Origin of the sequence: Pseudodesulfovibrio sp. zrk46, from assembly GCF_012516435.1 — a bacterium.
Lineage (GTDB): Bacteria > Desulfobacterota > Desulfovibrionia > Desulfovibrionales > Desulfovibrionaceae > Pseudodesulfovibrio.
This window is the reverse complement of sequence record NZ_CP051216.1, coordinates 3,480,394-3,505,920: the sequence shown is the minus strand read 5'-3', so window position 1 is coordinate 3,505,920 and position 25,527 is coordinate 3,480,394. Positions and strand designations below refer to the sequence as shown.

Below are 25,527 nucleotides of genomic sequence, written 5' to 3'. Positions count from 1 at the left end.
TCCCGTTAGATTATAATTATTTGGCTTTATCCAGAAAACGCTTAGCTTGGGTTGCTTCAACTGACTTGGGGAATTTTTTGACCACTTCTTCCATGCGCATTTTGGCTAACTCAGGTTTGCCAAGGTAGTTCCATGAGTAGCCTGCCTTAAGCAAAGCAGATTTGTATTTGGAACTCTTTTTGAACTTTTCGATGACGTCTTCAAAAAGAATAGCTGCACGAGCGTAGTCTTTTAGCTTGTAATAACATTGACCTTGCCAAAAAAAGGCACTGGCAGAAAATGCGTGTCCCTTGAAGGTGTCAGTGAACTCGGCCCAGTAGGATCGAGCCTTTTCAAACTGACCTTCTTTGTAGAGGGTATAAGCTTTATCATAGAGTGCTTTGGCTGGATCAGTGTCGTTCGTTGTTGGTGGAGTTGGTGCTGCTTGAGATGCGGCAGGAATGCTTTGGGTTACAGTTTCAGAGGCGGTTGGTGCTCCGACCACAGTTGAAGATGTTGAGGTCGTTTCTACAGCCTGTGCATGGGCAGCAAGGCTTGCTGCGCGTTCTTCACGGATTTTTGGCAGGTCCACTTGAAGTTGGTTTTCCAGAACGAATTCGATTTCGTCTAGTTGGTCTTTCAAGCCATCCATAGTCATTGTGGAGTTAGAGTCGCCGATTTGACGATCCATGCGGATATGCATCAGATCCATTTCCCCACGAAATTTAGCCATTTCGGTTCGCAGGGTCTGCATTTCGGCCCACATGTCCGCAGCGCGTTGGCGAACTGGATTTTGGGAATTCTCAATTTCTTCTTTGAGAAGTTGTCGGGATTCTTCCAGTTCTGCTTCAAGCTGCTTAATTCGATTTAAATCCTGCTGCCGTTCCAATTGAAGTGTTTCAATATCTGTCTTGGATACACATGCCGATGCTGTAAAAAGGGCGATGATGGCGATAACTGTTGAAAGATGCTTGGCAATTTTATTCATACGCGTTTGCTCCCTCGTTTTCTACCGAGGAAAAGATACGCGAGAGAGCCCAGGATGGGAACAAAAATACATATCTGCATCCACAGAACTTTTTCATTGGCGGATTCAAAATCCCGTTTCCAAGCATCTAGGATAGTCCAAGCACTGAAAGAAAAGCAGGCGGCCACGGCTGCGATAATAACAATCCATTGATTTGTGGTGAGAGCGGAGAAATCGGCAAACATGAACTAAGCTCCTGATGTGTTTGTCGAATCTTCTATGCGGATTCGGATTTATGTCGATTAAGAAACATGGACAAAATGATGCAGCAAGCACCAACTGTTAAAGCAATGTCAGCCACATTGAAGGCTGGCCAATGGTAATTGCCTATGTAGAAATCGAGAAAATCGACCACTACACCTAAGCGAATACGGTCAATGAGATTCCCTAAGGCACCACCTATTATGAAACCGAGTCCAACGATCATCCATTTGTCGCTTTCTTCGGTGTTTTTTAACATGAAGCTGATGAAACCAAGGGCTATAAAAGTGATGACAATGAAAAGGGGACGCTGCCAATCGATATGTTCGCTATCAAGGAATCCCCATGCCGCGCCACGATTGAGAACGTGGACCAAATTGAAAAAGCCCGGAATAAGGGCTTTTCCTGTCCACACTTCCATGGTGGACGACACCCACAGTTTGGTGACCTGGTCGAGAACGACCAAGGCCACCGCCCATATGGATGCGATTTTATATCGGTTCATGACGCTCTTATACCAGGTTTTTTAGCACTGCCGTGCAACGCGGGCAGGCGTCGGCGAATTCCGGATCAGTGCCCAGGTCTTCACTGATGCGCCAGCAGCGTTCACACTTTTCACCGGATGCAGCGACAACGCCAACTTTGGCGTCCTTAAACTCTTCTCCAGCGAAGGCATCTGCCGGAGCATCTGCCAAGTTTGCCAAGTTGATTTTTGAGACGATAAAGAATTCCATTGGATCAAGTTCGTCGGAAGAGACTAATTCGCAAATCTCGTCGGTGGCGTAGAGGGTGATCTCAGCGTCCAGGGACTTGCCGATGACACCGTCCTTGCGTTTGGGCTCAATGGCCTTGTTGACCACACCGCGAACAGCTGCCAGTTTTTCCCAAATGGCGCGCTCTTTGTCGGACAGGTGTGTGGCGTCCGGGGCGAAGCGCAGGGCAAAGACAGTGTCAGTCTGGTCAAGGTCGTCCTTGATGGCTTCTGGAAGGCTCTGGAAGGCTTCCTCTGCGGTGAAGGAAAGAACCGGAGCCATGTCTTCGAGAAGCATCAACAGGATTTGCCAGAGAACGGTCTGAGCAGATCGGCGTTTGATCCCATCCTGTTCTTCCACGTAGAGGCGGTCCTTGATAATGTCTAGGTAGAATGCCGACAGGTCGACCACGCACAAGTTGTGCAAGGTGTGATAGACCTTGTGGAACTCAAACTTCTTGTATGCTTCCTGGATGCTTGTGTGGTGACGGGAAACCATGTCCAGCGCGTAGCGGTCCAGAGGTAGCATTTCTTCTACAGCGATTTTGTTTTTGGGGTCAAAGTCGTTGAGGTTGGAAAGAAGGTAGCGGCAGGTATTGCGGATGCGGCGGTAGGCGTCCACCAGGCGATTCAGAGTCTCATCGGAGATTCGGATATCTTCCTGGTAGTTGGAGGCGGACACCCACATGCGCAGGATTTCTGCGCCAAACTTGTCGATGATTTCCTGCGGGGCAATCACGTTGCCGATGGATTTGGACATTTTGCGCCCCTCGGCGTCCACCACGTAGCCGTGGGTCAGGACGGTCTTGTAGGGCGGCACATCGCGAGTACCCACTGAAGCGAGCAGGGAAGAGTGGAACCAGCCTCGATGCTGGTCAGAACCTTCCAGATACAGGTCGGCAGGGAAACGGGTTTCCTCACGTTGTTCGACCACAGCGGCAAAGCTGGTGCCGGAGTCGAACCAGACGTCCAGGATGTCGGTTTCGCGCTTCCAGTGAGTTCCGCCACACTTTGCGCACTTAAGGCCCTCGGGCACAATCTCCTCAATGGGGGCTTCGAACCAGTAATCACAGCCTGTTTCGTGCTCTGCGTACTTGTCGCAGATGTCGTAGACCCACTGGGCGTCGAACCAAGTCTCATCGCAGTCTTCGCAAATCAGCGCAGAGATGGGGACACCCCAGTTGCGTTGGCGGGAGATACACCAGTCTGGGCGGTTGGCAACCATGTTATAGATGCGCTCTTCACCCCAGCCAGGAACCCATTCAACATCGTTACGAATTGCATCCAGAGAGCGCTTACGCAGGTCGTTCTCATCCATGCCTACGAACCATTGTGTCGTAGCGCGGAAGATGACCGGCTCTTTACAGCGCCAGCAGTGGGGGTAGGAGTGAGAAATTTCTTCTTTGGCCAGGAGATTGCCCAGCTCTGTCAGCTTTTCGATAACTTTAGGGTTGGCATCCCAGACATTTAGCCCGGCAAAATGTTCGACTTCTTGGAGGAATTCGCCCTTGTCGTTCATGGGAGAGTATACTTCAAGATCATACTTGAGGCCGGTTTCAAAGTCCTCGCGACCATGGCCGGGAGCGGTATGAACGCAACCAGTACCAGTTTCCAGGGTGACGTAGTCGGCCAGAACAACTGGTGATTCGCGGTCATAGATGGGGTGCTTGGCCTTGAGTCCTTCAAGGTCAGCGCCCTTGACGGTGGCGATGGTCTTAGGTGCATCCCAGCTGAATTTTTCAGCGCATTCTTCGAGCAGGCCTTCTGCTAGGACATAATAGGCGTCGTCGACTTCAATTAATACGTAGTCGAAGTCTGGGTGTACTGCCACACCCATGTTGTCGGGGATGGTCCACGGTGTGGTGGTCCAGATGACGACGTAGAGTTTGGAAATGTCGATGTCCTCAATTTTCTTGGCGTTTTCATCGGCCATAGGGAATCGGACGTAGATGGACGGTGAAGTGTGGTCCTCGTACTCTACCTCGGCTTCGGCCAGGGCGGTGCGACAGTCGCAACACCAGTAGATAGGTTTCTTACCGCGTACAACCCCGTCTCGCTCCATGAAGCGACCAAGTTCGCGGGCAGTGGCTGCCTCATACTCAGGCTTCATCGTCATGTAAGGCTCATCCCAAACGCCGAGGACGCCGAGGCGCTTAAATTCTTTGCGCTGGGTGTCTAGCCACTTGGATGCATAGGAGCGACAAATTTTACGGATGGTCAGAGTGTCGAGCTCTTTTTTCTTTTTCTTGAGCTCTTGTTCCACCTTGTGTTCGATAGGTAAGCCATGGCAGTCCCAGCCGGGAACGTACTGGGCTTTCTGTCCCTGCATGTTGCGGGATTTTACAACGATGTCTTTGAGAACCTTATTTAGTGCGGTGCCCATGTGAATGTGTCCATTGGCGTATGGCGGGCCGTCGTGAAGAACGTATTCGTTGTCTGCATCTCCAGCGGCGACCATGGCGTCATACGCCTTGGTCTCCTCCCAGAACTTTAACATCTCAGGTTCACGCTGTTTGAGATTGGCCTTCATGGGAAATTTGGTTTTGGGCAGGAGCAGGGTTTTTTTGTAGTCGCTCATGTCTTTAAGGTCCTCCGACAGGGATATATTTCTATAGTTATTAGTCTCGGCACAAAGAATCGCGACAGATTGGTATAAGCCGCATCGGAAGTCAAGGGCTGCTCTACATTTGCACACAATTGGTGCATGATTTTAATAGCCACCGGCTGTGTGGGCTGATATAAACCCGACTCTACCACTCAGCTATCAGAATTGAAGATATATAAGGAGACAATATGGGCGTACACAAAAGACAGCGTGAACAGGATGAAATCAAGGAGCATTATATCAAAAAGACTTCTTGTATTATGTTTGTGATTGCAGCGTTATTAGTGGGAGCTTTTGTCGGTAATACCATTACCGTGCTTTATCTTGGGAATAAAGGTGGTACACAGACTGCCGCGGTGCAACAAGGGCAACAGCAGCCTACGCCTACAGCCAATATGAATACGTTGAATAGCTTGGAAAGTGCGGCCAATTCAAATCCAACTGATCCAAACGGTTGGATCAAACTTGGTAATTATTGTTTTGACAACAATTTACCTGGTAAGGCTGTGAATGCATATGAGCGCGCTCTGGAAATCAGACCCATGAATGTGGGAGTCTGGTCAGATCTTGGTGTTATGTATCGACGCACACAGCGCTTTCAAGAGGCCATTAATGCTTTTAGTCAGGCCGTTAAACTGGATAAAAATCATAAGGTCTCCCGTTTCAATATGGGAATTGTCTATCTGCATGACCTCAACGATAAGGTTAATGCTAAGCGGGTATGGGAAGAATTGTTGTCTATTGACCCAAATGCGAAGGCTCCCAATGGGAAGCCTGTAGCTGACTTGGTTTCTGGCTTGAATTAATAACGGGGTGTTGTTGAATTAGAAAGTATGGTAGCGGCTGGACTATGTCTTTCAGCGACGAAACCAAATCCAGCCATTCTCACATGGTCAATCTTCCTATTGTAGGCGGGTTGATTCTGTTTACGGTTTTTCTTGGTACAACTGATCTAGGTTTTATTCCTGTGCCTACCCAAGTAAAGTATGCAACTTCAATGCATCTGCCTACGATTCTAGCTAGTTTATTAGAAGGATGGCCAGCTGGCATGATTGTGGGAACTGTGTTTGGGCTGACAAGCATGTTCACTTCGGGAACACCTATGGCTTCAGATCCTTTTGTTGCATTGTTGCCAAGGATGTTCGTTGGCTTGACTCCTTATGTTGTTTACCTGTGTTTGCGAGACTATAATGATTACGTTCGTTTGGGTGTTGCGGCAGTGACTGGAACGTTAACCAACACTATGGGATTCTTGGGAATGGCGACTTTTTTGGGCTATATGCAACCTGAAGTCGCGCTTAGTATCGCAGTTGTCCATGGTTTGCCGGAATGTATTGTAGCTGTAATTATTGTGATTCCTGGGATGTTTGTAATGCGACGAGCACAGGATTATCTGCAGGGTTTTATTCGTTAAGATATTGATAAGAAAATGAAAAAGGGAAGATCGTTTATCGACCTTCCCTTTTTTATGATTGAGTGTGGTGAGGATTAAATACCGCCACCGTCCGAGAACGACTGTTGCATGGCTCGGGACTGGACAATTTGTGCGCCTGCCGGAACATCACGTGTTATCCAAACATTGCCTCCGATAACTGCCCCTTTGCCAATAGTGACCCGACCTAAAATTGTAGCACCAGCGTAAATGATCACATCATCTTCCACCAAGGGATGTCGGGGGAGTCCTTTTATAAGGCGTTCGTCATCACCTTTGGGAAAACTCTTTGCCCCTAAAGTAACACCTTGGTAAACTCGAACGTTATCTCCAATCACACAAGTCTCACCAATTACAGTGCCAGTGCCATGATCCATAAAAAAAGATCTACCAATGGTCGCTCCAGGGTGAATGTCGATTCCTGTGTCTGAATGAGCCATTTCTCCAATGATGCGAGGGATTATGTCTACGCCGAGTTTGTATAGTTCATGAGCAATGCGGTGGTTAGTCATCGTCCGGATAGATGGGTAGCAAAAGATGGTTTCGCCATGGGTTTTTGCTGCAGGGTCCCCATCGTATGCGGCTTCAACATCAGAGAGCAGGAGTTCTCGTATCTCTGGTAGTTTGGTAATGAATGCACGGGCCATATTCCTGGAGCGCGTTTCGCAGTCCTGGCATCGATCTACCTTATTTTTGTCGCATACAAAACAGTAACCTCGGTTGATCTGATCTGCCAGATGGCGTTCCACTCGGTCCAAAGTGGAACCTATGTAGTAGGGCATTGTGTCCGGAGTGATCTCCGATGGGCCATAATACCCTGGGAAAAGAACTGTCCTGAGATCTTCAACTATTTCAGAAAGGACTTCCACTGATGGCATGGGGACGTCGTCAGAGTAGCGATAGAACGTAGATGCGTTGTCTCCTGATTCAACAAGAAGGGCAACCACGTCAGAGAGGGAGTAATCTCTATTTGACATGTTCTCTCCTTATTCAAACAATGGGGTACTGAGGTAGCGTTCGCCAGTGTCACAAATGATGAAAACGATCATTTTCCCTTTGTTCTCTGGCCGTTTTGCCAATTCGAGAGCAGCCGCACAGTTGCCGCCAGAGGAAATGCCACAGAGAATGCCTTCTTCGGCGATAAGTCTCTTGGCGGTCTCAAAGGCTGTTTCGTTTTCGATCTGAATAACCTCGTCGATAATGTCGGTATTTAGTGCCCCGGGTACAAAGCCTGCGCCAATACCTTGAATCATGTGTGGGCCAGGAGTTCCGCCTGAAAGTACGGGAGATCTGGCAGGTTCAACAGCCACAGCGGTGACAGACGCTTTTTTCTCTTTGAGAATTTCGGCTACACCAGTGATGGTTCCGCCTGTGCCGACACCTGCAACGAAAATGTCAACCTCACCATCTGTGTCTTCCCATATCTCCAAAGCAGTAGTTTTTCGGTGAATGTCTGGGTTAGACAGATTTTCAAATTGCATGGGCATAAAAGCATTATCGTGTTCTTTCACAATCTTCTCAGCTCTGGCAATTGCACCTTTCATACCCTCCTGCGCTGGAGTCAGTATCAGTTCGGCTCCAAATCCTTTAAGGAGTTTACGACGTTCTACTGACATGGACTCAGGCATTGTCAGGATGAGGCGTAATCCCTTCACAGCACAGACAAAGGCTAACCCGATGCCTGTGTTGCCACTGGTCGGTTCAACCAAGACAGTATCTTGATCAATTTTGCCTTCAGCCATGGCCACATCTATCATGTTCTTTGCGATGCGATCTTTAACCGAAGCGCAGGGGTTGTTAAACTCGAGTTTAGCAACAACAGTGGCTTCTAGGCCTTCTGAGAGCTTGTTGAGACGAACCATTGGTGTTTTGCCAACAAGTTCAGTCATATCATGTGCAATGTTCATGGGAGCTCCTGTTATCTGGTAGCCGTGGGCAATTCTATTTCCGCAGAGAAGGGAGAAAGTTTACGCAGGTTCTCTATGATTTTGGGCATATTTTCCAATACGAAGTCGATTTCTTCTTCTGTATTGAAACGGCTAAGGCTAAAACGGATAGAACCGTGAGCGAAAGTAAACGGAACGCCCATGGCACGAAGAACATGGGAAGGCTCCAAGCTTCCCGAGGTGCATGCCGAGCCTGAGCTTGCGCAGATGCCGAGTTGGTCCATCATCAACAAGATAGCTTCGCCTTCAACATAACCAAATGAAATGTTAGAAGTATTAGGTAAACGGTTATCCCTATCCCCATTGAGAACTGAGTCCGGGACTGCTGCAAGCAGGCCATTCTCCAGCTTATCACGAAGGGCCTTCACCTCAGTGTTTTCTGCTTCCATATGCTCATGTGCGAGTTCACAGGCTTTTCCTAATGCAACGATACCTGTAGTGTTTTCAGTTCCAGCGCGACGGCTGCCTTCCTGGTGCCCTCCGATTAGGAAGGGGCGGAAGGGAAGACGCTTGCGAACGAAAAGGGCCCCAACCCCTTTGGGGGCGTGTAGTTTATGGCCCGATAGGGAAAGCATGTCGATGGGCGTCTTTTCAAGGTCGATGGCAATTTTCCCTACAGCTTGCACCGCATCAGTATGGAAAAAAACATTATTTTCCTTAGCAATTTTTGCCATTTCTTCAATTGGGTAAATATTACCAGTCTCATTGTTGGCCCACATGATGGAAACTATGGCTGTATCTTTTCGAATGGCGCTTTTGTATTCATCCAGATCCAAGCGGCCATGTTCGTCCGTTCCAAGATAAGTTACGTCGTATCCTTCTTTTTTTTCCAGGTATTTGCACAGACTTAGAATCGCTGGATGCTCTACACGAGTAGTGATGATATGTTTCTTGTCTGGTTGAGCATTGAGAGCAGAGCGAATAGCGGTGTTGTCAGATTCCGAACCGCATGAGGTAAAGATGATTTCTTTGGGATCGCAGTTGAGTAACTTGGCAACTTGTTCGCGAGCTTTTTTGATTTCAACTCCAACTTGACCTCCGAAACGGTGCATTGAGGACGGGTTGCCGTATAAATCCATGAAGTATGGCTTTATTGCATCAAAGACTTCCGGTGCTACCTGCGTGGTGGCGTTGTTGTCCATATAGATAGTTTTCATTTGACTAGCCTTCCTTAACGATGATTGCCGGGTCTACCTTTTCTTGGAGCTTGCCTTGAACCAAGTTGGTCAGGGTTAGCTTACTGGACGGGCAGTTGGAGCACATGCCGAGCAACTTGACGACAACTGTGTCTTTGTCGATGTCTACCAAAGAGACGTCGCCTCCATCATTCTGAAGGATGGGACGAATTTCATCGTCAATTACGGATTCAATCAGATGCATACGCTGTATGTTCGTCATGCCTTTTGCCGGGAACTCCGGTTGAGCGGAAGGAGTTTCGCAGACGCCTTCCCCTTTAGATTCGTTGAGCAGGCGCTCAAGGTCATCTAAGCACTTTCCGCAACCACCACCAGCTTTGGTGAAGTTTGTGATATCTTCAACGGTTTTGAGATCGTTCTCTTTGATGGCGCGGAGTATCTCTTCATCAAAGATCCCAAAGCATTCACAAATGAGTTCGCCTTCGTGAGAATGTTCAGCCTTCGTTCCTGCTTCTCCACGCATGTTTTTAATGGCTTGTTCCAATGCCTCTTGGCCCATAACCGAGCAGTGCATTTTTTCGCGAGGTAATCCGCCCAAGTACTCGGCGATATCTTTGTTTGTAAGTTTTTCAGCTTCTTCAACAGGCTTACCAATAAGCAGTTCTGTTAAGGCAGAGCTGGATGCGATGGCACTTGCGCAGCCAAAGGTCTGGAATTTCGCGTCGGTGATTATGCCTTCTTCAACTTTTATATAAAGAGTCAATGCGTCGCCGCATGCCAAAGAGCCGACTTCTCCTATTCCGTCAGCGTTCTCCAGCTTGCCTGCATTGCGGGGATTCAAAAAGTGGTCTTTAACTTTGTCTGTGTATTCCCACATGTGAGTCTCCTGAATAAAATAAATATTTCATATGTATTGATCTTACGACAAAAGAAGCCGAAACGATCGTGCAATCGTATCAGTGTATTGTAAGTACGGCTAGAGGGCATGTAAAGCCGTGATTGAAGAAAACCTGACTAATTTGATCGGTTTTTCTGAAAAAGAGAGGAAGGAAGATAGATTAAAGGGACATTACACCTGGTATGGCTGAAACTTTTGCATATACTTCCATAACATCTTTGCTGGAGCACATGTTAGATTCAACGCTCACACTGGTGTATTTCCCATTCTTGGATTCGCGAGTGTTTACTTCTTCGCCTTGAAAAAGATCCATAACCTTAGAGAGGTTCTCCGTAGGAACAATAAATTTGAACAGATATGGACAAGGCCATTGATGATGCTCGTCCAGAATATTTTGAAATTGTTCGTGCTGGTTGGTCATTGTGTTTCCTCCTATGGCAATAGAACCTGCGGTCTATAATTCAAGAATTGTTTTGTCAAATCGATATATAGATGGCGGGAGTGTGGATAAAGCTGACGAAAATTTATGGGAAATTATAAAAACAATTTTTGATCTTTTACGCTAAAGTGATACTTGGTAATAAAGAATAATCAAAAATATTTACTCAACACTTTTTGAAAGATGAATAATATCGTAGATGTGCTAGTGGTTGATGATGAGCGAATCAACCTGAAACTCATAGAAGGAATATTACGGGACAACGACCTCAATTTGGTGATGGCCGAATCGGGGCGAGAGGCCCTGGATTTTGTCGAGAAGTACGATTTTGGAGTCGCTTTACTTGATGTAATGATGCCTGGGATGGATGGGTTTGCTCTCGCTGAGCATTTACGAGAAATAGATTATACCAAGAATCTGCCGATCATTTTTATTACGGCAATCAGCAAAGAACAAAGGCATGTTTTTAGAGGCTATGAGCTTGGGGCGGTAGACTATCTTTTTAAGCCCGTGGAGCCTGAGATTTTACGTAGTAAAGTTCATACTTTTTCTGAACTCCATCGAAATAAGCGTGGCTTGGAAGAAACAACCAAGAGACTGGAACGGACTATTAGAGAGCTTGAAGCTTCAAAGACTGCTTTGGAAGATTCAGAGCAGCGATATCGCATGGTCGCTGATTACAATTATGATTGGGAGAGTTGGATCGGATCGGATGGGAAACCAATATACATCTCTCCGTCATGTGAAAGAATCAGCGGTTATCCTCCGGATCGTTTCATTAAGGACTCCTGTTTTCTCGAGCGAATAATTCATCATGATGATATTCTTGCTTGGCAGAATTATATGTCCGACACTTTATCAGGCGAAGGGCGAGCTGTTGATTTCCGCATTAATCGTGCTGATGCAAAAGTGAAATGGGTCAGTTTGGTAAAACACTCAATTGCCGATGAGAATGGTAATTCGCTTGGCGTAAGGACAAGTATTCGTGATGTGAGTAACAGGAAGCGGATGGAGGAGCAGCTCAAGCATAACTCGCTTCATGATCCATTAACAGGTTTGCCTAATCGAGTCCTCTTTCATGACCGGGTGGGAAGAGCAATTAAACGTTCTCTTGGTCAGGGAAAGCACTATGGTATTTTATTTATAAATCTCGATCGATTTCAAGTCATCAATGATCATTACGGCCATAGAGTAGGAGATAAGGTCCTTAAAAGAGTGGGCTCAAGACTTTCATCTGTTTTGAGGAATGCGGATACCTTGGCTCGATTTGGTGGGGATGAGTTTATTGTTTTGTTTGAAGAAGATTGTTGTAAGGATGACATCAGGACGATGGTTGAAAAGGTTCGTGCCTGTTTTGACGATCCGTTTGTGATTGATGACACTGAGTTTCCTCTGACGGCAAGTCTCGGACTCGATATGGCTGTTAATGGAGAGGCGGATCGCGACAATCTCATTCATAACTCACAGTTAGCGATGTTTAAGGCAAAAAGACGTGGCAAAAATCGTTACGTCGAATACTCACCAGAGATGCGGGAAGGCGTTGTTAATGTCATTGAATTAGAGAGTGATCTAAAGCGTGCATTGGACAACAAAGAGTTTGAAGTTTTTTATCAACCGATAGTTAATCTTTCTGATGGCAAACTCTACGGTTTTGAGGCGTTAGCGAGATGGATTCATCCTGAGCGTGGCATGGTCAATCCTGGCGAGTTTATTCCTGTAGCTGAAGAAACTGGTTTGATTGTAGATTTAGGTGCTCATATATTAGAGGAAGCCTGCCTTAGTCTTAGCAATTGGCGAAAAGTAGATCAAAGAGCGGAGAATCTTACTATCGCTGTCAATATTTCAGCAAAGCAATTTGGCGTTTCATCTTTGGTGGCAGACGTGGAGCAGATTCTAGAAAAGTCTGGTTTGCCGCCGCATCGGTTGAAGCTTGAAATAACAGAGACAGTGGTTATGACTGACGCAATGGAATCGACCGGTCGTCTCAATGCTTTGAAGTCCCTTGGCATTATGTTATCAATTGACGACTTTGGTACAGGGTATTCTTCTATGAGTTATCTTCAGCGTTTTCCAATGGATCAGTTGAAGATTGATTTGAGCTTTGTAAGGCGCATGGAGAAGTCGCCTGAGAATATTGAAATAGTTCGGGCTATCGTTAATATGGCGCATAGTTTACGGCTTAAAGTTGTGGCTGAAGGCATAGAGACAGAGCGTCAACGAGATTTGTTGTATTCCTTGCAATGTGACTATGGGCAAGGGTATCTCTATTCGAAACCTGTTCCAAAGAGTGAAGCTTTTGAGTTGTTGAAATCATTGTCATGATTATTTGTCGATTGAATGTCTGGAGTCTTTTTCATGAATTTAAGTGCACCGCAACTTCTTACCTGGATGCTCGGCGTTATAGTCGGTTTGCTGGGTATTTTTATTCATCTTGATGTTATGTCTGTTCCTGCTTTGGAAGAGTTGGTCCAACCATTTTGGCTTGTTTCTAGTGGCTTTGTTGTTCTTGCTGTATCGAGTTTGTTCAAGCGACTGTGAGATGTACGCTAGTTAATAGTTATCCATGTTTTCTAAAAGGCCTGCCGTATTACGACAGGCCTTTTATTTTTGTGTGGTGAAACTCACAAAAGATCTTGAGTTCACTTGTCGTAGATTTATAATTTGTGATATTTATAATAATTATATGGCCTATTCTTTATTTTTCCCCGATGCGAAAGGACAGGAGGTTTGTTTCCATGGCCGATCTGAAGCGTTGGAGCAAGGACGAAATCAGCCGGATGCGCCACGAGATGGACAGGCTTTTTGATGACTTGTGTTCGGATTTTGATTTACCCGTTATGGTCTGCCGAATTGCGGGCGATCTGGATATTAGTGAAGAGGGCGGCACACTTGTTGCGCGAATGGAACTTGGAAATGTCAATCCAGATGATGTAGATGTTTCAGTATTTGACAGACGTTTGATTATTGCTGCTGAGACAGTTGAACCAATAGGTAACAAGACTAAAACACAGACATTCCGCAAAGAAGTAAAGCTACCTTGTGTTATTAAAACTGAAGATGTGAAGGCTGAGTTCAAGAATGGAGTGTTAGAAGTCCGCTTACCCAAGTGCCCAACACAACTTGGTCAGACAATTCAAATCGAGAAGAAATAACTACGGAGAAAGCGATATGCCTACCAAGAAGTCAACTACGGTGGTTCCTGTTGAGAAGCTGAAGTGGACGCTGAATCCGGATCAGTTGGGGTTCAATACTACAGATGATTTGGAGCCGCAGAGCGGTATTATCGGTCAGAAGCGCGGTGTAGAAGCCTTTCGTTTTGGTATGGGGATGCAGAAGAAGGGGTACAATATTTTTGTTACAGGAGAGCCCGGAACTGGGCGTCTTTCGTCTGTCAAGAAGTTGCTGGCTGACATGGGCAATGAGCGGGGGATATCATGTGATCTTTGCTATGTGAATAATTTCAAGCGGCGCGAAGCCCCAATTCAACTTCGTTTTAAGGCAGGACAAGGAAGCCGTTTCAAGAAGGAGATGCAAGACTTCCTTGATAGTGTGAAGCGTGAGGTTCCCCAGCTTTTTGAAAGCGAAGAATATATAGCTCGAAAGAATGCAATTGCTGAAGCTCATGAAAAGAAGGTGATGAGTTTCTACAAGGCTATTGAGGATCAGGTTAAGGATACTGGGTTAGTGGTTGTACGTATGCAGATGGGTCCAATCCAACGTCCAGATGTGGTGCCACTGATAGATGGTGAACCTAAGCGCATTATTGAGTTGGAAGAAATGGTCGAGAATGGTCGATTTCCTCGCGATGAGTTTGAACGCTTGCGTGACAAGCGTATGGAACTCAAGGAAGAAATAGATATTATAGTTCAGGAGCTTAAGAGCTTACAGAAGGAAGTGGTTAAGAAGCATGAGGAAGTCGATCGCCTTATGTTTTCTGCTCTTGCGCAGGAATTTATGAAGCCTTTGCGCGAAAATTATCCAGATGAAAAGGTGTTGAAGTATCTAGATGCGGTATTAGAGCACATGGCTGATTCGCTGGACAACATCAAGGCTTTGGGAGGTGGTCCAAAGCAAGGTCCAATTCCTGGATTGATAATGGGAGGGCCGAGTCCAGAAGTTGTGTTTCAACCTTATCAGGTCAATTTGCTGGTAGATAATTCTGAACTGGAAGGACCTCCGGTAATTTTTGAGTCTTACCCCACTTATCGTAATCTTTTCGGTAGTATTGAGCGTGTTCAAGATCATTCAGGCGGTTGGCATGCTGATTATACAAAGATTAAGGCTGGTTCGTTTGTTAAAGCGAATGGCGGTTATCTCGTTATCAACCTTATGGACGCAATAATGGAGCCAGGGGTTTGGCAGACTCTCAAGAGGGCTTTGAAGACCTCTAATATCGAGATTGAAACATTTGACCCTTATTATTTTATTAGTGCAACAGGGCTAAAGCCAGAACCCATTGAAATGGAAGTAAAGGTAGTTGTTCTTGGTAGTCCTTATCTTTATACGCTTTTGAAGCACTATGATGAAGATGTCGCCAAGATCTTCAAGGTTCGAGTGGATTATGAGTCTAGCATGGAGCGCAGCTTTGAAGCTGTTGAGCAGGTGGCACGATTCATCAGGGCAGAAACTGAAAAGAATGAGTTAAGACCATTTGATGCAACTGGTGTGGCAGCTATTATGGAAGAGGCTGTTCGTTGGGCTGGTCGGCAGGAGAAGATATCTACTGCATTTCCAATTATGTCAGATTTGCTGAGTGAAGCTGAGTATTTTGCGAGCCAGGCAAAGTCTGAGGTGGTTACTGGGGCCCACGTCAAGGATGCTGTGGAGGCGAAGCGATATCGGTCTAACCAGGTTGAGGAACGAATTCAGGAAATGATCGATCGAGGTTCTTTGTTTGTTGATACAGATGGAGAAGTTGTTGGTCAGGTTAATGGGTTAGCTGTTTATTCTATGGGGGACTATTCATTTGGAAAGCCCGCACGTATTACAGCAGTCACTTCGCTGGGTAAGGAAGGGATTATTAATATTGAACGTGAAGCCGACATGTCTGGCCCAACGCACAACAAGGGTATGTTGATCCTTTCTGGTTTTCTACGCAATCGCTTTGCTCAAGATAAGCCTTTGTCTTTAGCAGCAAGTATTGCCTTTGAACAGTCCTACGGGGGAATAGATGGAGATTCTGCGTCATCCACAGAGTTGTACGCCTTACTTTCTAGTCTGTCAGATAAGCCTATTCGGCAGTATGTTGCCGTTACAGGGTCTGTGAATCAGTACGGAGAAGTGCAACCAATCGGAGGTGTAAACCAGAAGATAGAGGGGTTTTACCTTACCTGTAAGCACACAGGTCTCACTGGTAAGCAAGGTGTTTTGATTCCGTATCCGAATGTTAAGGATTTAATGTTGCGTGACGAAGTTATTGATGCTGTTAAGGAGGGAAAGTTTCATATCTGGGCTGTTAAAAACATAGATGAAGGTATTGAAATTTTAACAGGTATCAAGGCTGGTGTTCGTGGAAAGACCGGCAAGTTCCCAACGAATACAATTAACGCATTGGTGGATTCTAAGTTGAGGCGTCTCGTTGACGAACTAATGGCTTACGGAAAGGATGATGAGGACAAGGATAATAAGCCAAAGAAGTCTAGAAAGAAGTAATGATTATTAGTTGACACTGTTAATCTTTAAATGAAAGGGTTGCGGAAGAAATCGCAACCCTTTTTTATTGGAGAATAAATCAATGAATGTGTTAAGATTAAACATTTGGCGTAAGTTTATTCTTGTTGGTTTTTTTGTGGCTTTGGTGGCTATGTTTGGGCTTGACTGGGGATATCATTTTCACGTTGGACATATAGTCAGGTTGGCTGTTGGGGCTGGTGCATTTTGGTTGGCGGTAGATAGATTGTGATAAAAATAATAATATTAGTATAATAATTAGTAATTGAGTGGCTGGGGGAATCAATTTTTGAAGGGTGCGGTGAAACTATTTTGAGGGAAATGATCTATTCCATCAACAAATGCATTTAGTAGATAATAATTTTTGATTTGGTAAGAGACTAGTTTGTCTAAAAAAAATAGCTTGACCAATTAGTGGGTTCTGAATATATATTTTCCAGAAACGAAAAGGTTTTTTTAAATATGCGTACTTTCGACATCAATTTCCACTCTTCCGCTGTCCTACTAGAGGACGTGGTATTCTGCGTAGTAGTAGACGTAGTAGTAGGTGATGTCGATTGGCACGCACCCTAGTGGGATTGCAGAGTTTTGCAGACTTACAACCCCCGTCGGTGCAACCGGCGGGGGTTTTTCATTCCGGGCCCCGCTGGACAAGACGGGAAGAGAGGAGGCTCGAAATGAAACTTACAGGCGCTGAGATTATTATTAAACTGTTGGAGAGGCAGGGCATTAAAACGATCGCTGGGATTCCCGGCGGTGCCAATCTCCCTATGTACGACGCTTTGGGGCAGACTGACGCCATCAAGCATGTCCTCACCAGACATGAGCAAGGGGCTGGCTTTATAGCTCAAGGTATGGCTCGGGTTACGGGAAAGCCCGCAGTATTCTTTGCGACATCCGGCCCGGGTGCCACGAATACTTTGACAGCAATTGCTGATGCTAAGCTTGATTCCATTCCAATCATTTGTATTACCGGTCAGGTACCACAGAGCATGATCGGTACGGATGCCTTTCAGGAGGTCGATACCTACGGCCTCACGGTTCCCATTACCAAACATAATTTTCTGGTCCGTTCTGTTGAAGAGTTAATGGATGTTATTCCAAACGCATTCAGAATTGCTTGTTCCGGTCGCCCTGGCCCAGTTGTTGTCGATGTTCCAAAAGATGTGCAGATGGCGGTTCTGGAGTTCGAGGAATGGCCCGAGCCTGGAATTCGCGACGCAGGACCTGAACTTTTCGTCCAAGAAGTGGAACATGCTGCGAAGATGATTAATGAGTCTCGAAAGCCAATTTTATATTTGGGCGGCGGTATCATTCAGTCTTGTTGCTCAGAGGTTGCCAGGGATTTTGCTGAGAAGTCATCAATTCCTACAGCTCTGACCCTTATGGGGTTAGGAGTTATTCCTTTTGATCATCCGCTGAATTTGGGAATGCTCGGTATGCATGCCGCTCGCTACACCAATATGGCACTTGAGGAGTGTGATCTTCTTATTGCCGCAGGAGTTCGTTTTGATGATCGTGCTACTGGTAAGGTCGCAGAATTCTGTCCTAATGCGAAAATAGTACATATTGATATAGATCCTAGTGAACTAGATAAAATCAAAACAGCTCATGCATCCGTCACCGGTGATGTGTGCGATGCTCTACAGGCTATGATTCCGTATATTACCCAAGCGGATCGAAGTGAATGGCTTGCTGACATTGGTAGATTGAAACAAGACAATCCCATGGTTATTCCTGAAGCAGATAACCCTGCTTCCCCTTATGGTGTTATTCTTAAGGCTGCTGAGTTGGCTGGTGAGAACGCGATAGTTTGTACTGATGTTGGGCAGCATCAGATGAGAACAGCTCAGGCCTATCCATTTTCACAGCCTCGTCAGTGGTTGACCTCTGGGGGGCTCGGTACCATGGGATTTGGTATGCCCGCAGCCATTGGGGCAGCCTTTGCCGCTCCTGAACGCCAAGTTCTTTGCTTTAGTGGTGACGGTTCCATCATGATGAATATTCAGGATTTGGCTACTGCTATGGAGAATGATGTTAACGTTAAGATTATTCTTACAAATAACAACGCACTTGGTTTGGTTCGCCAGCAGCAGGACTTGTTTTATGGAAAGCGTTACTTTGCTTCTGACTATGTAAAGAGAGTTGATTTTATCAAGATTGCCGAAGGGTTCGGCATAAGAACATATGATTTTGCGTCTGCCGAGGACCCAGGGGAAATGTTAGCGGAAGCTCTGGCTCAGCCAGGGCCTGCTTTGATTCATGTGCCGATTAGTTTCGATGAGCCCGTGTATCCAATGGTTCCTCCTGGAGCAGCAAATTCCGAGATGATTGGAGGTGAATCCAATGTGTAAGCAGACAGTCATTGAATTAACTGTGAATAACCATCCTGGGGTCATGTCTCATATTTGTGGCTTATTTGCTCGTCGAGCATACAATGTCGAAGGGATTGCATGCATGCCTGTGAATGGCGGCTCTACAAGTAAGATTTGGTTGTTGGTAAAGGTTGAAGAACGATTAGATCAGATGATTAAGCAGGTTGATAAACTCGAAGATGTGCTTGGCGTCGAGCGACATGACAGTGGACATGATGTATTTGGAACCATGGCTCAATATGTTCAATAAATGATTATTAGTTAACTCTTCCAATACGAAGGGCCGATCTTGTGATCGGCCCTTTTTTTTTGTGTAATTACTGAGGTTTGTTGTTTAGTTATATCGAAGCGGCCTGCATTTGCTTGCCAACTTGAATGTAAAATTCACGATGGTCCTCGGTTAGAGGCAGGGCTTCGTCTACTGCAAGCATGTTGCATGTATTAGCCATATATTTTCGTATGATAGATTGGTTCTGCAGCCTCCATGTTGGCCCGGAGTTAGCCAATTCATGTACTTTACTCAAAATGTACTTCGCCCGGACTGTAGATGAATGGTATGCCATTACCTCTCTACGGCCACGGCAGGCTATTGCATTCAATTCATCAGGGCTCGACAGGGCTGTTTTAGCGATTGTTGCGGCCGCCATGGGGTTGCCTCTTGGGTAGAGGAGGATGTTCTTACCGTTTGTGAAAAGGTCGTGTAGTCCATTATTTGTGTCTTCTGTGAGCACTACTGCACCGCAGGCCATGGCTTCAAAGATACGAAAATTCAACTCTCCAACGGCGCTTTGGTTCAAAACTATTTGGGAGCGGTTGTAAATCGGCACATAATTGCCTTGTGTAATTATTAATGGATGTCCTTTTTTGAAGGCATTCAGAAATGATCTTCGTGCCTTGTTGATTGAGCCTTCAACCGTTCCTACAAAGCTTGAAGGGATGTCTCGTTCCTGATTCAAGTTCTTATCTTTGTGGGGATTACAAAAGAGGGGAGCCCATTCATATTTATTGTGCAATTGCTTATCTTCGAACATGGGGAGGTAGTCTTTTTGGGCCACCAACATCAGGTCGAAAGCTGCTCTATAAGGAGCATGCCATGGGTTGCAGTATTGATCGATTGAATAACCAACTGTGATTGCAGGAAGAGCCTCAAAGCCAAGTACTGATGGGGGTTTGCATATGTCACTCCAAACAACCAGGTCGGGGTGAAAGTTGTGCTTTTCGAGAATTCTCAATAATCCTCTTAGAGAAATGGCCTTGCTAAGCACGATATCGCTATTGCTGCGTGGACCAATGGTCAGCACATCATGCCCCATTTTGCGGAATGGCTTTACGAAGTAATGTCCGTCAATGTTGAGTATTCGCATATATTTCTTCCATTTTCACACTGTGTACATGACTTGGTTTAATGAAATCAAGAGGGAGTGCGTTGAAATCCGGTTTTTAAAAAATGTTCCTCCTCCTCTAAAGAAACATCTTGATTGGCCGATATAATAGACGGAAAAGCATAAGTTTCGTCAGGAGAATATATGGCTCTTACCGATGTGGAAAAGAATTTCATAGTGAATTATTCCCAGCAGCTTCTTCAGCAAGATTTATTAACAAATCAGTTGTTTGGAGCATCTCGAGTCGGGCAAGATTTGCGGAGCATGGTGCTCGGCGAAGCTGTGAAAGCTAAGACGTTTACCAATCCGTTTGAGCAGGCAATCTCAGGTTCTCTTCGTGCTGATGCAGATTCAACACGTCAGGCAGGTCGTAATGTCGGTGAAGCCGCTTCAATGATGGGTGTAGCCAAGAATGCTATGGCTGATATTGTAGATTCTCTGGAAGCTATGGAAAAGATTATCGAAGATATAGAAGCTGGAGATTTAGACGCATCTAGCAGTGTCGTCCAAGCCGATTATAATGCCCTTAAAGATAAGATTACCGGTACGATAAGCTCCACTGATTTCAATGGAATTTATATGCTGGATAGTTCTCAATGGGGAACCGACCAAATTTCAGCTGGTGGGCAAGTGTACATCCAGTCTAGTACGAATGGAGGTTTCAATATTTCTTTTCATGCCGTTGACGCAGGGAGCTCCTCGGTCAATTGGTCTGATCTTAGTGGGGCAGCGTTAGATGGTTCGTTGGCGACCCAAAAGAGCTATGTTGACAATCTGAAGTCGTTTTCTTCCACTGTTGAAGATATGTATGAGAGTAAGACCGACACTTTGGAGTCTCAGAAAATTCAGCTTGAAGGGCAGGCGCAATTATTAGATCAAGCTGTTCAGTACAGGATGCCATCTAGTCCTGATTACTCTTTGGAAAAGTTGCTGGCTGATCTCATTGCCCGAAATACTGGCGGAGTTATCGATACTAACGGATAGGGGGCTTTGTGTTTTGGTCAGCTCCATATTTAAAGGCCACTAGGATTACCTAGTGGCCTTTAAATATGGAGCTGACGAGCAGGATTGAACTGCCTACCTCATCCTTACCAAGGATGCGCTCTACCGATTGAGCTACGTCAGCGTTATGGTCTTTTTTCGAAGAAATGGTGAGCCGAAGATTTCGTCGGCTCACCGGGGTACTTCTTCGTTTGGTCGGGATGAGAGGATTTGAACCTCCGACCCCTTGAACCCCATTCAAGTGCGCTCCCAGGCTGCGCTACATCCCGACGCGAGGAGTGTTTCTAAGTGAGAGTTGGACAGATGTCAACCCCCTGAAAAGCCAAATAAAAAGAAAAATAAAAAAAACGCCATCAGGAGAGATGGCGTTGTTATTTCTGGAGCTGACGAGCAGGATTGAACTGCCTACCTCATCCTTACCAAGGATGCGCTCTACCGATTGAGCTACGTCAGCATTCTTGATGGCAAAGCAGATATATGGACTCCTCTCTGCCGGAAAAAGTAGCTACATAAACTGGCTTGAAAAGGCAACTTAAAATTTATAGAAAATCAATTTGGCTCTCCTTTGATAGTGGCGAAGTAGAAGAGTTGTTGACTCGTATTATACTGAATTGTGTCGCGTGAATTCTTACTAGTGTTCTCTGTGGGGGCTTCACATAAAAGAAGGCCATCTGATTACAGATGGCCTGAAAATGGAGCTGACGAGCAGGATTGAACTGCCTACCTCATCCTTACCAAGGATGCGCTCTACCGATTGAGCTACGTCAGCATTATGGTCTTTTTTCGAAGAAATGGTGAGCCGAATATCTCGTCGGCTCACCGGGGTACTTCTTCGTTTGGTCGGGATGAGAGGATTTGAACCTCCGACCCCTTGAACCCCATTCAAGTGCGCTCCCAGGCTGCGCTACATCCCGACGCGAGGAGTGTTTCTACGTGTGACCTCATGAGATGTCAACTGGTTTTTTAGAAAAAAAGTCAAATTGTCTTAATTTATTGTTGATATTCATGCTATTGGACCATGGCATGCGTGCTTCAATTGAGTTAAAAAATGTTTTTAACTCACATTTATAATGGTTTTTTTCGAAATTGAAGTATATCTGAAGGATAACGATATGATCGTTTTTTTAGTAAAGGGTGCCCGTCAGAGTCAATGTCCGGAAGGGCGGACGGGAGACACGTTGAAAAATCCTCAATAACTCGGGGGAATGAAAATGACTGATGAAGCCCTGAAAGATATCAACCAGTTTTTGACGTTTACGCTTGGCAAGGAAATCTTCGCCTTGGATATCGGCACTGTTAGGGAAGTTTTGGAACTTACTTCCATTACTAAGATCCCTCGTACGCCGGAATTTATGCGTGGTGTTATCAACTTGCGTGGTCATGCTGTGCCGGTAGTAGATATGCGGATGAAACTGGGTATGTCGAAGGGCGAAGACACTGTTGATACTTGTATTATAATTGTAGAAATAGAGTTCGACGGTGAATTTACTGTAATGGGCGCGTTGGTTGATTCTGTGCGTGAAGTGTTTGAGATGACACCTGATACCATTGAGCCTGCACCGAAGATGGGTGCGGCTATCAATGCTGAATACATCAAGGGCATGGGACGTCAGAATGAACAGTTCATCATCATTATTGATATTAATAAAATCTTCTCTGCTGACGAGCTTGCTATGGCTAAAGAAATGGCAGGCCTTGGCGGTGGAGCAGAGCAGGCTCCCGCAGAAGAAGCTCTTGCAGCAACTCCTGCGTAATAGCAGATCAAACAAGAAAGGCCCTCATCCTATCGGATGGGGGCCTTTCTTGTTTGATCGAAAAATGGCTTTAAACTTCTTCCCATGTGTGCATTTTGTCCCAAATAATCTTCCCTTCAGCCTTCTTTTGTTTTCTTAAGAGTACATATATCGCACCAGCACCACCATCTTTAGGTTGTGCGGTACAGAAAGCAAGGACAGCCCGTTTTAGAGGGTCTCGAGTCAACCATGATTCTGTTTCACGGCGAAGAATGGATTGTCCTCCAGGAGAGTTGACACCTCGCCCTGTTACAACCAGTACACAGCGGTGTCCCTGCATATAGCTCTCCCGAATAAAGAATAGAAGGCTCTCGTGAGCCTGTTCAGATGTCATGCCATGCAAATCAAGGTGAGAGGCTACACTAAGAGCTCCTGCTTTGAGCTGCTGAAAGGTCTTGATATCTAATCCCCGCACATAGCCGTACATGTATTCGTCGGTGTATTCGAGTTCAAATTCCACATCGCCACGAAGAAAGCGTTGTAGATCTTTTTTTGCACGTTCTTCTGGGTCGATTGTAAGGGGTGCAGGGGCGGTCTTGGCCTTAGGGCTCACTTGTCGTCCACTGCCGCTAATATTTTTTACTCCATGCATAGCGGCCATGAATATTTCTTCGTCGTCAGGTTGGGCACGGTCTTCTTCGAGTTTATGACTTGCCTTTTTTTCATAAGGTAAAGTGTAGGCGTCTTTTTTCTTTTCTTTTTTGTTGAACGACAATGATTTGAGGTCGCCGAGATTTTTGATGCGTTTCTTTTTTCCCATATATCTGCTCCGGTGGAGTTGCGTTTTACTTTTCAGTGCTTACGTTTTAGCGGGCGTCCGACTGTATTGGACGAGCATTCGTAACAATATCAATCACTGGACTTCCTGTGCAGGCTCCAGTAAAGAGCCTGTTTGCACATCGACTCAAAGTGAGGAAATACATGCTGACCATAGAAGACTTGCATGTCAACATTGGTGATAAAGAGGTTCTGAAAGGAATCAATCTCCAGATAAACGAAGGGGAGACCTTTATCCTGTTCGGCCCTAATGGCTCGGGCAAGACCTCCCTGCTTATGTCCCTGATGGGCTTCTCCGGTTATGAAGTCACCAAGGGAAGGATTCTGTTCAAGGGTGAGGATATTACCTACGCTCCTATGTATGAGCGGGCCCGTTTGGGTGTTGGCATGTCTTTCCAGCGGCCGCCAACTATTCACGGGTTACGCACTCGTCATTTGGTACAGCGTTGCGCTCGTAAGGGAAATGTGAATCCCGAGTTGCTGGCAGAAACCGTGAATATGACTGAGTTCTTGGATCGAGACATCAATGCAGGTTTCTCTGGTGGTGAGATTAAGCGTTCAGAATTGTTGCAGCTCATGGCTCAGCAGCCTGATTTAGTGCTTTTTGATGAGCCAGAATCTGGCGTAGACATGGAGAATATGCAGCTTGTCGGCAAAGTTGCTCGTGATGTTTTGGATGGCAATTTTAACATTGCTCCGGACCTTAGTCTTAAAGAACGCAAGGAACAGACCAAGACTGCAGGCCTGATCATTACTCATACGGGGTATATTCTTGATTACGTCAACGCTGACCGTGGCCAGGTCCTCTACAAGGGCCATCTTTGCTGTGAAGGTCGTCCTCGTGACATTCTCGACCATATCCGCGAGCACGGCTATCAGGAATGCGTGCGTTGCATGAACTAGCCGTTCGGAGCCATATCATGAAAAATGTAGATCTTAACGATTTTCAGTTTGAGGGCCTTCATCAAGAGGCCATTTCCGATCTGACCGACCTTTCTCAAGAAGATAAAGATCAGCTGCTTATGGCTGGTGTTGTTTCTGATTTGGGAACTCGTTCTGCTTCGTTTCTTCAGATGGACCAGTCCAGTGTGCACTGCAAGTCAATGGATGAGAACGTAGAAATCATGGACATCAAGGATGCCATGAAGAAGTACGATGGTCTCAAAGAGTATATGTGGACTCTTGTAGACAAGGATAAAGATGAATTTACCAAGTCCGCCCATGACAATCTTCATGGCGGTTATTTTATCCGTGTAAAAGCTGGAGCAAAGATTAAGGATCCGATCCAGTCTTGCTTAATGCTTAAATCTGAAAATGTCGGGCAGAACGTCCATAACATTGTTATCATAGAAGAGGGCGCAGAAGCTCACATTATTACCGGTTGTTCTGTCGCTCATGGAACCAAAGCTGGTGCACATTTGGGGATATCTGAGTTCTTTGTCAAAAAGAATGCTTCCCTGACCTTCACTATGGTTCACAATTGGGGTGAAGACGTTGCTGTTCGTCCTCGTTCTTCTGGAATTGTCGAGGAGGGAGGAAAGTTCCTTTCTAATTATGTTTTGCTCAAGCCGGTTAAAGATCTTCAGATGTACCCGACCATTAAGATGACGGGTGAGAATTCTGTAGCTCGATTCAATTCCGTGGTTGTGGCGCCTAAAGGTTCTCATTTGGATATGGGCAATCGTGTGATCATGGATGCTCCGAATACTCGTTGTGAGATCATTGCTAGGACTATTGCAGCAGGCGGGACTATTATTAATCGCGGACATATCGGAGCGTATCATATTCCAAGTAAGGGGCATCTTGAGTGTCAGGGACTGATTCTTGGTGATGGGCGTATATGGGCTATTCCAGAATTGGATGGCACAGCAGAGGGTGTAGAGCTTTCTCATGAAGCGTCTGTCGGTAAGATTGCTCAGGATGAGATTGAATACCTTATGGCTCGTGGCATGGATGAAGAAGAAGCCACTTCCACAATTGTTCGTGGTTTTCTAAATACGGATATTATGGGATTGCCTGAGCGTTTGCAGAAAGAAATTGATAAGCAGATCGAAGAGCTTCAGGCGTCAGACGCTATGTAATCGGTTTGCAATAGACGTTTTCAAGGGCGAGAC

Annotated in this window: 23 protein-coding genes and 5 tRNA genes; 12 read left to right on the top strand and 16 right to left on the bottom strand. The window is 45.8% G+C overall.

The window, feature by feature from the left end:
* Positions 1–16: 16 nt before the first annotated feature.
* From HFN16_RS15885 to ileS, 4 genes are read right to left on the bottom strand one after another with little or no spacing between them, the layout of a single operon-like run.
* Positions 17–967: a tetratricopeptide repeat protein gene (locus HFN16_RS15885; RefSeq protein WP_168891687.1), complete on the bottom strand. Its 951-nt coding sequence runs from the start codon at positions 965–967 to the stop codon at positions 17–19.
* On the bottom strand, positions 964–1,191 hold the full coding sequence (locus HFN16_RS15880; RefSeq protein WP_168891686.1) for a PLD nuclease N-terminal domain-containing protein: 228 nt from the start codon (positions 1,189–1,191) through the stop codon (positions 964–966). Before HFN16_RS15880 ends, HFN16_RS15885 begins: the two co-directional genes overlap by 4 nt.
* A gap of 32 nt (positions 1,192–1,223) precedes the next feature.
* Positions 1,224–1,712 (bottom strand): signal peptidase II, encoded by a 489-nt coding sequence (gene lspA, locus HFN16_RS15875; protein WP_168891685.1) that lies wholly within the window; start codon positions 1,710–1,712, stop codon positions 1,224–1,226.
* Between the two features lie 7 nt (positions 1,713–1,719).
* A complete protein-coding gene (ileS, locus tag HFN16_RS15870) occupies positions 1,720–4,536 on the bottom strand; it encodes an isoleucine--tRNA ligase (protein WP_168891684.1) in 2,817 nt (938 codons plus the stop codon).
* A gap of 215 nt (positions 4,537–4,751) precedes the next feature.
* Between ileS and HFN16_RS15865 the strand changes: the two genes are divergently transcribed.
* Positions 4,752–5,369: a tetratricopeptide repeat protein gene (locus tag HFN16_RS15865; protein ID WP_168891683.1), complete on the top strand. Its 618-nt coding sequence runs from the start codon at positions 4,752–4,754 to the stop codon at positions 5,367–5,369.
* A gap of 44 nt (positions 5,370–5,413) precedes the next feature.
* Positions 5,414–5,977 (top strand): ECF transporter S component, encoded by a 564-nt coding sequence (locus HFN16_RS15860; protein WP_168891682.1) that lies wholly within the window; start codon positions 5,414–5,416, stop codon positions 5,975–5,977.
* A 74-nt stretch (positions 5,978–6,051) separates the two neighbouring features.
* Here HFN16_RS15860 and epsC read toward each other — a convergent pair whose 3' ends face one another.
* The 5 genes from epsC to HFN16_RS15835 form a co-directional block, all read right to left on the bottom strand.
* Positions 6,052–6,972: a serine O-acetyltransferase EpsC gene (epsC, locus tag HFN16_RS15855; protein ID WP_168891681.1), complete on the bottom strand. Its 921-nt coding sequence runs from the start codon at positions 6,970–6,972 to the stop codon at positions 6,052–6,054.
* Positions 6,973–6,981: 9 nt separating this feature from the next.
* Positions 6,982–7,902 carry a cysteine synthase A gene (gene cysK, locus HFN16_RS15850; RefSeq protein WP_168891680.1) on the bottom strand — a complete coding sequence of 307 codons (921 nt, stop codon included), beginning with the start codon at positions 7,900–7,902 and terminating at the stop codon, positions 6,982–6,984.
* An 11-nt stretch (positions 7,903–7,913) separates the two neighbouring features.
* Positions 7,914–9,098, bottom strand: a complete 1,185-nt coding sequence (gene nifS / locus HFN16_RS15845; RefSeq protein WP_168891679.1) for a cysteine desulfurase NifS — start codon at positions 9,096–9,098, stop codon at positions 7,914–7,916.
* 4 nt (positions 9,099–9,102) lie between these two features.
* Positions 9,103–9,954 carry a Fe-S cluster assembly protein NifU gene (gene nifU / locus HFN16_RS15840; RefSeq protein ID WP_168891678.1) on the bottom strand — a complete coding sequence of 284 codons (852 nt, stop codon included), beginning with the start codon at positions 9,952–9,954 and terminating at the stop codon, positions 9,103–9,105.
* A gap of 181 nt (positions 9,955–10,135) precedes the next feature.
* On the bottom strand, positions 10,136–10,396 hold the full coding sequence (locus HFN16_RS15835; protein ID WP_168891677.1) for a DUF493 family protein: 261 nt from the start codon (positions 10,394–10,396) through the stop codon (positions 10,136–10,138).
* Positions 10,397–10,621: 225 nt separating this feature from the next.
* Between HFN16_RS15835 and HFN16_RS15830 the strand changes: the two genes are divergently transcribed.
* The 6 genes from HFN16_RS15830 (at position 10,622) to ilvN (ending at position 18,709) form a co-directional block, all read left to right on the top strand.
* Complete coding sequence (locus tag HFN16_RS15830) at positions 10,622–12,736, top strand: EAL domain-containing protein (protein ID WP_247648359.1); 2,115 nt, start codon at positions 10,622–10,624, stop codon at positions 12,734–12,736.
* Positions 12,737–12,769: 33 nt separating this feature from the next.
* Positions 12,770–12,952 (top strand): hypothetical protein, encoded by a 183-nt coding sequence (locus HFN16_RS15825; RefSeq protein WP_168891675.1) that lies wholly within the window; start codon positions 12,770–12,772, stop codon positions 12,950–12,952.
* A gap of 197 nt (positions 12,953–13,149) precedes the next feature.
* Positions 13,150–13,566 (top strand): Hsp20/alpha crystallin family protein, encoded by a 417-nt coding sequence (locus tag HFN16_RS15820; protein ID WP_168891674.1) that lies wholly within the window; start codon positions 13,150–13,152, stop codon positions 13,564–13,566.
* A gap of 16 nt (positions 13,567–13,582) precedes the next feature.
* Positions 13,583–16,066, top strand: a complete 2,484-nt coding sequence (locus HFN16_RS15815; RefSeq protein ID WP_168891673.1) for an ATP-binding protein — start codon at positions 13,583–13,585, stop codon at positions 16,064–16,066.
* A 695-nt stretch (positions 16,067–16,761) separates the two neighbouring features.
* Complete coding sequence (gene ilvB / locus HFN16_RS15810; protein WP_168891672.1) at positions 16,762–18,438, top strand: acetolactate synthase large subunit; 1,677 nt, start codon at positions 16,762–16,764, stop codon at positions 18,436–18,438.
* Positions 18,431–18,709, top strand: a complete 279-nt coding sequence (gene ilvN, locus HFN16_RS15805; RefSeq protein ID WP_168891671.1) for an acetolactate synthase small subunit — start codon at positions 18,431–18,433, stop codon at positions 18,707–18,709. The genes ilvB and ilvN overlap by 8 nt, the downstream gene beginning before the upstream one ends.
* 88 nt (positions 18,710–18,797) lie before the next feature.
* Here ilvN and HFN16_RS15800 read toward each other — a convergent pair whose 3' ends face one another.
* Positions 18,798–19,823: a glycosyltransferase gene (locus HFN16_RS15800; protein ID WP_168891670.1), complete on the bottom strand. Its 1,026-nt coding sequence runs from the start codon at positions 19,821–19,823 to the stop codon at positions 18,798–18,800.
* Positions 19,824–19,985: 162 nt separating this feature from the next.
* Between HFN16_RS15800 and HFN16_RS15795 the strand changes: the two genes are divergently transcribed.
* Positions 19,986–20,825: a flagellin gene (locus tag HFN16_RS15795; RefSeq protein ID WP_168891669.1), complete on the top strand. Its 840-nt coding sequence runs from the start codon at positions 19,986–19,988 to the stop codon at positions 20,823–20,825.
* Positions 20,826–20,891: 66 nt separating this feature from the next.
* On the opposite strand, the gene HFN16_RS15790 is transcribed toward HFN16_RS15795, so the two are convergent.
* The 5 genes from HFN16_RS15790 to HFN16_RS15770 form a co-directional block, all read right to left on the bottom strand.
* A tRNA-Thr gene (locus tag HFN16_RS15790) sits at positions 20,892–20,967 on the bottom strand.
* Positions 20,968–21,035: 68 nt separating this feature from the next.
* Positions 21,036–21,112: transfer RNA gene (locus HFN16_RS15785), tRNA-Pro, on the bottom strand.
* A 109-nt stretch (positions 21,113–21,221) separates the two neighbouring features.
* Positions 21,222–21,297 (bottom strand) — tRNA-Thr (locus tag HFN16_RS15780).
* A gap of 239 nt (positions 21,298–21,536) precedes the next feature.
* Positions 21,537–21,612: transfer RNA gene (locus HFN16_RS15775), tRNA-Thr, on the bottom strand.
* Between the two features lie 68 nt (positions 21,613–21,680).
* Positions 21,681–21,757, bottom strand: a tRNA-Pro gene (locus tag HFN16_RS15770).
* Positions 21,758–22,054: 297 nt separating this feature from the next.
* Between HFN16_RS15770 and HFN16_RS15765 the strand changes: the two genes are divergently transcribed.
* Positions 22,055–22,597 carry a chemotaxis protein CheW gene (locus HFN16_RS15765; protein WP_168891668.1) on the top strand — a complete coding sequence of 181 codons (543 nt, stop codon included), beginning with the start codon at positions 22,055–22,057 and terminating at the stop codon, positions 22,595–22,597.
* Between the two features lie 70 nt (positions 22,598–22,667).
* On the opposite strand, the gene HFN16_RS15760 is transcribed toward HFN16_RS15765, so the two are convergent.
* The gene (locus HFN16_RS15760) at positions 22,668–23,396 is read right to left on the bottom strand and encodes a Smr/MutS family protein (RefSeq protein WP_168891667.1); all 729 of its coding nucleotides are present in this window, start codon (positions 23,394–23,396) and stop codon (positions 22,668–22,670) included.
* 161 nt (positions 23,397–23,557) lie between these two features.
* On the opposite strand from HFN16_RS15760, the gene HFN16_RS15755 reads away from it, so the two are divergent.
* Both HFN16_RS15755 and HFN16_RS15750 read left to right on the top strand, forming a co-directional pair.
* Positions 23,558–24,316 (top strand): ABC transporter ATP-binding protein, encoded by a 759-nt coding sequence (locus HFN16_RS15755; RefSeq protein ID WP_168891666.1) that lies wholly within the window; start codon positions 23,558–23,560, stop codon positions 24,314–24,316.
* A gap of 17 nt (positions 24,317–24,333) precedes the next feature.
* Positions 24,334–25,494 carry a SufD family Fe-S cluster assembly protein gene (locus HFN16_RS15750; protein ID WP_168891665.1) on the top strand — a complete coding sequence of 387 codons (1,161 nt, stop codon included), beginning with the start codon at positions 24,334–24,336 and terminating at the stop codon, positions 25,492–25,494.
* The last annotated feature ends 33 nt before the right edge of the window (positions 25,495–25,527 follow it).

What these genes read in the sequence shown, in the direction of transcription:
- HFN16_RS15885 (WP_168891687.1), bottom strand. Translation starts at nt 967, where the DNA reads ATGAATAAAATTGCCAAGCATCTTTCAACAGTTATCGCCATCATCGCC.
- HFN16_RS15880 (WP_168891686.1), bottom strand. Translation starts at nt 1,191, where the DNA reads ATGTTTGCCGATTTCTCCGCTCTCACCACAAATCAATGGATTGTTATT.
- lspA (WP_168891685.1), bottom strand. Translation starts at nt 1,712, where the DNA reads ATGAACCGATATAAAATCGCATCCATATGGGCGGTGGCCTTGGTCGTT.
- ileS (WP_168891684.1), bottom strand. Translation starts at nt 4,536, where the DNA reads ATGAGCGACTACAAAAAAACCCTGCTCCTGCCCAAAACCAAATTTCCC.
- HFN16_RS15865 (WP_168891683.1), top strand. Translation starts at nt 4,752, where the DNA reads ATGGGCGTACACAAAAGACAGCGTGAACAGGATGAAATCAAGGAGCAT.
- HFN16_RS15860 (WP_168891682.1), top strand. Translation starts at nt 5,414, where the DNA reads ATGTCTTTCAGCGACGAAACCAAATCCAGCCATTCTCACATGGTCAAT.
- epsC (WP_168891681.1), bottom strand. Translation starts at nt 6,972, where the DNA reads ATGTCAAATAGAGATTACTCCCTCTCTGACGTGGTTGCCCTTCTTGTT.
- cysK (WP_168891680.1), bottom strand. Translation starts at nt 7,902, where the DNA reads ATGAACATTGCACATGATATGACTGAACTTGTTGGCAAAACACCAATG.
- nifS (WP_168891679.1), bottom strand. Translation starts at nt 9,098, where the DNA reads ATGAAAACTATCTATATGGACAACAACGCCACCACGCAGGTAGCACCG.
- nifU (WP_168891678.1), bottom strand. Translation starts at nt 9,954, where the DNA reads ATGTGGGAATACACAGACAAAGTTAAAGACCACTTTTTGAATCCCCGC.
- HFN16_RS15835 (WP_168891677.1), bottom strand. Translation starts at nt 10,396, where the DNA reads ATGACCAACCAGCACGAACAATTTCAAAATATTCTGGACGAGCATCAT.
- HFN16_RS15825 (WP_168891675.1), top strand. Translation starts at nt 12,770, where the DNA reads ATGAATTTAAGTGCACCGCAACTTCTTACCTGGATGCTCGGCGTTATA.
- HFN16_RS15820 (WP_168891674.1), top strand. Translation starts at nt 13,150, where the DNA reads ATGGCCGATCTGAAGCGTTGGAGCAAGGACGAAATCAGCCGGATGCGC.
- HFN16_RS15815 (WP_168891673.1), top strand. Translation starts at nt 13,583, where the DNA reads ATGCCTACCAAGAAGTCAACTACGGTGGTTCCTGTTGAGAAGCTGAAG.
- ilvB (WP_168891672.1), top strand. Translation starts at nt 16,762, where the DNA reads ATGAAACTTACAGGCGCTGAGATTATTATTAAACTGTTGGAGAGGCAG.
- ilvN (WP_168891671.1), top strand. Translation starts at nt 18,431, where the DNA reads ATGTGTAAGCAGACAGTCATTGAATTAACTGTGAATAACCATCCTGGG.
- HFN16_RS15800 (WP_168891670.1), bottom strand. Translation starts at nt 19,823, where the DNA reads ATGCGAATACTCAACATTGACGGACATTACTTCGTAAAGCCATTCCGC.
- HFN16_RS15795 (WP_168891669.1), top strand. Translation starts at nt 19,986, where the DNA reads ATGGCTCTTACCGATGTGGAAAAGAATTTCATAGTGAATTATTCCCAG.
- HFN16_RS15765 (WP_168891668.1), top strand. Translation starts at nt 22,055, where the DNA reads ATGACTGATGAAGCCCTGAAAGATATCAACCAGTTTTTGACGTTTACG.
- HFN16_RS15760 (WP_168891667.1), bottom strand. Translation starts at nt 23,396, where the DNA reads ATGGGAAAAAAGAAACGCATCAAAAATCTCGGCGACCTCAAATCATTG.
- HFN16_RS15755 (WP_168891666.1), top strand. Translation starts at nt 23,558, where the DNA reads ATGCTGACCATAGAAGACTTGCATGTCAACATTGGTGATAAAGAGGTT.
- HFN16_RS15750 (WP_168891665.1), top strand. Translation starts at nt 24,334, where the DNA reads ATGAAAAATGTAGATCTTAACGATTTTCAGTTTGAGGGCCTTCATCAA.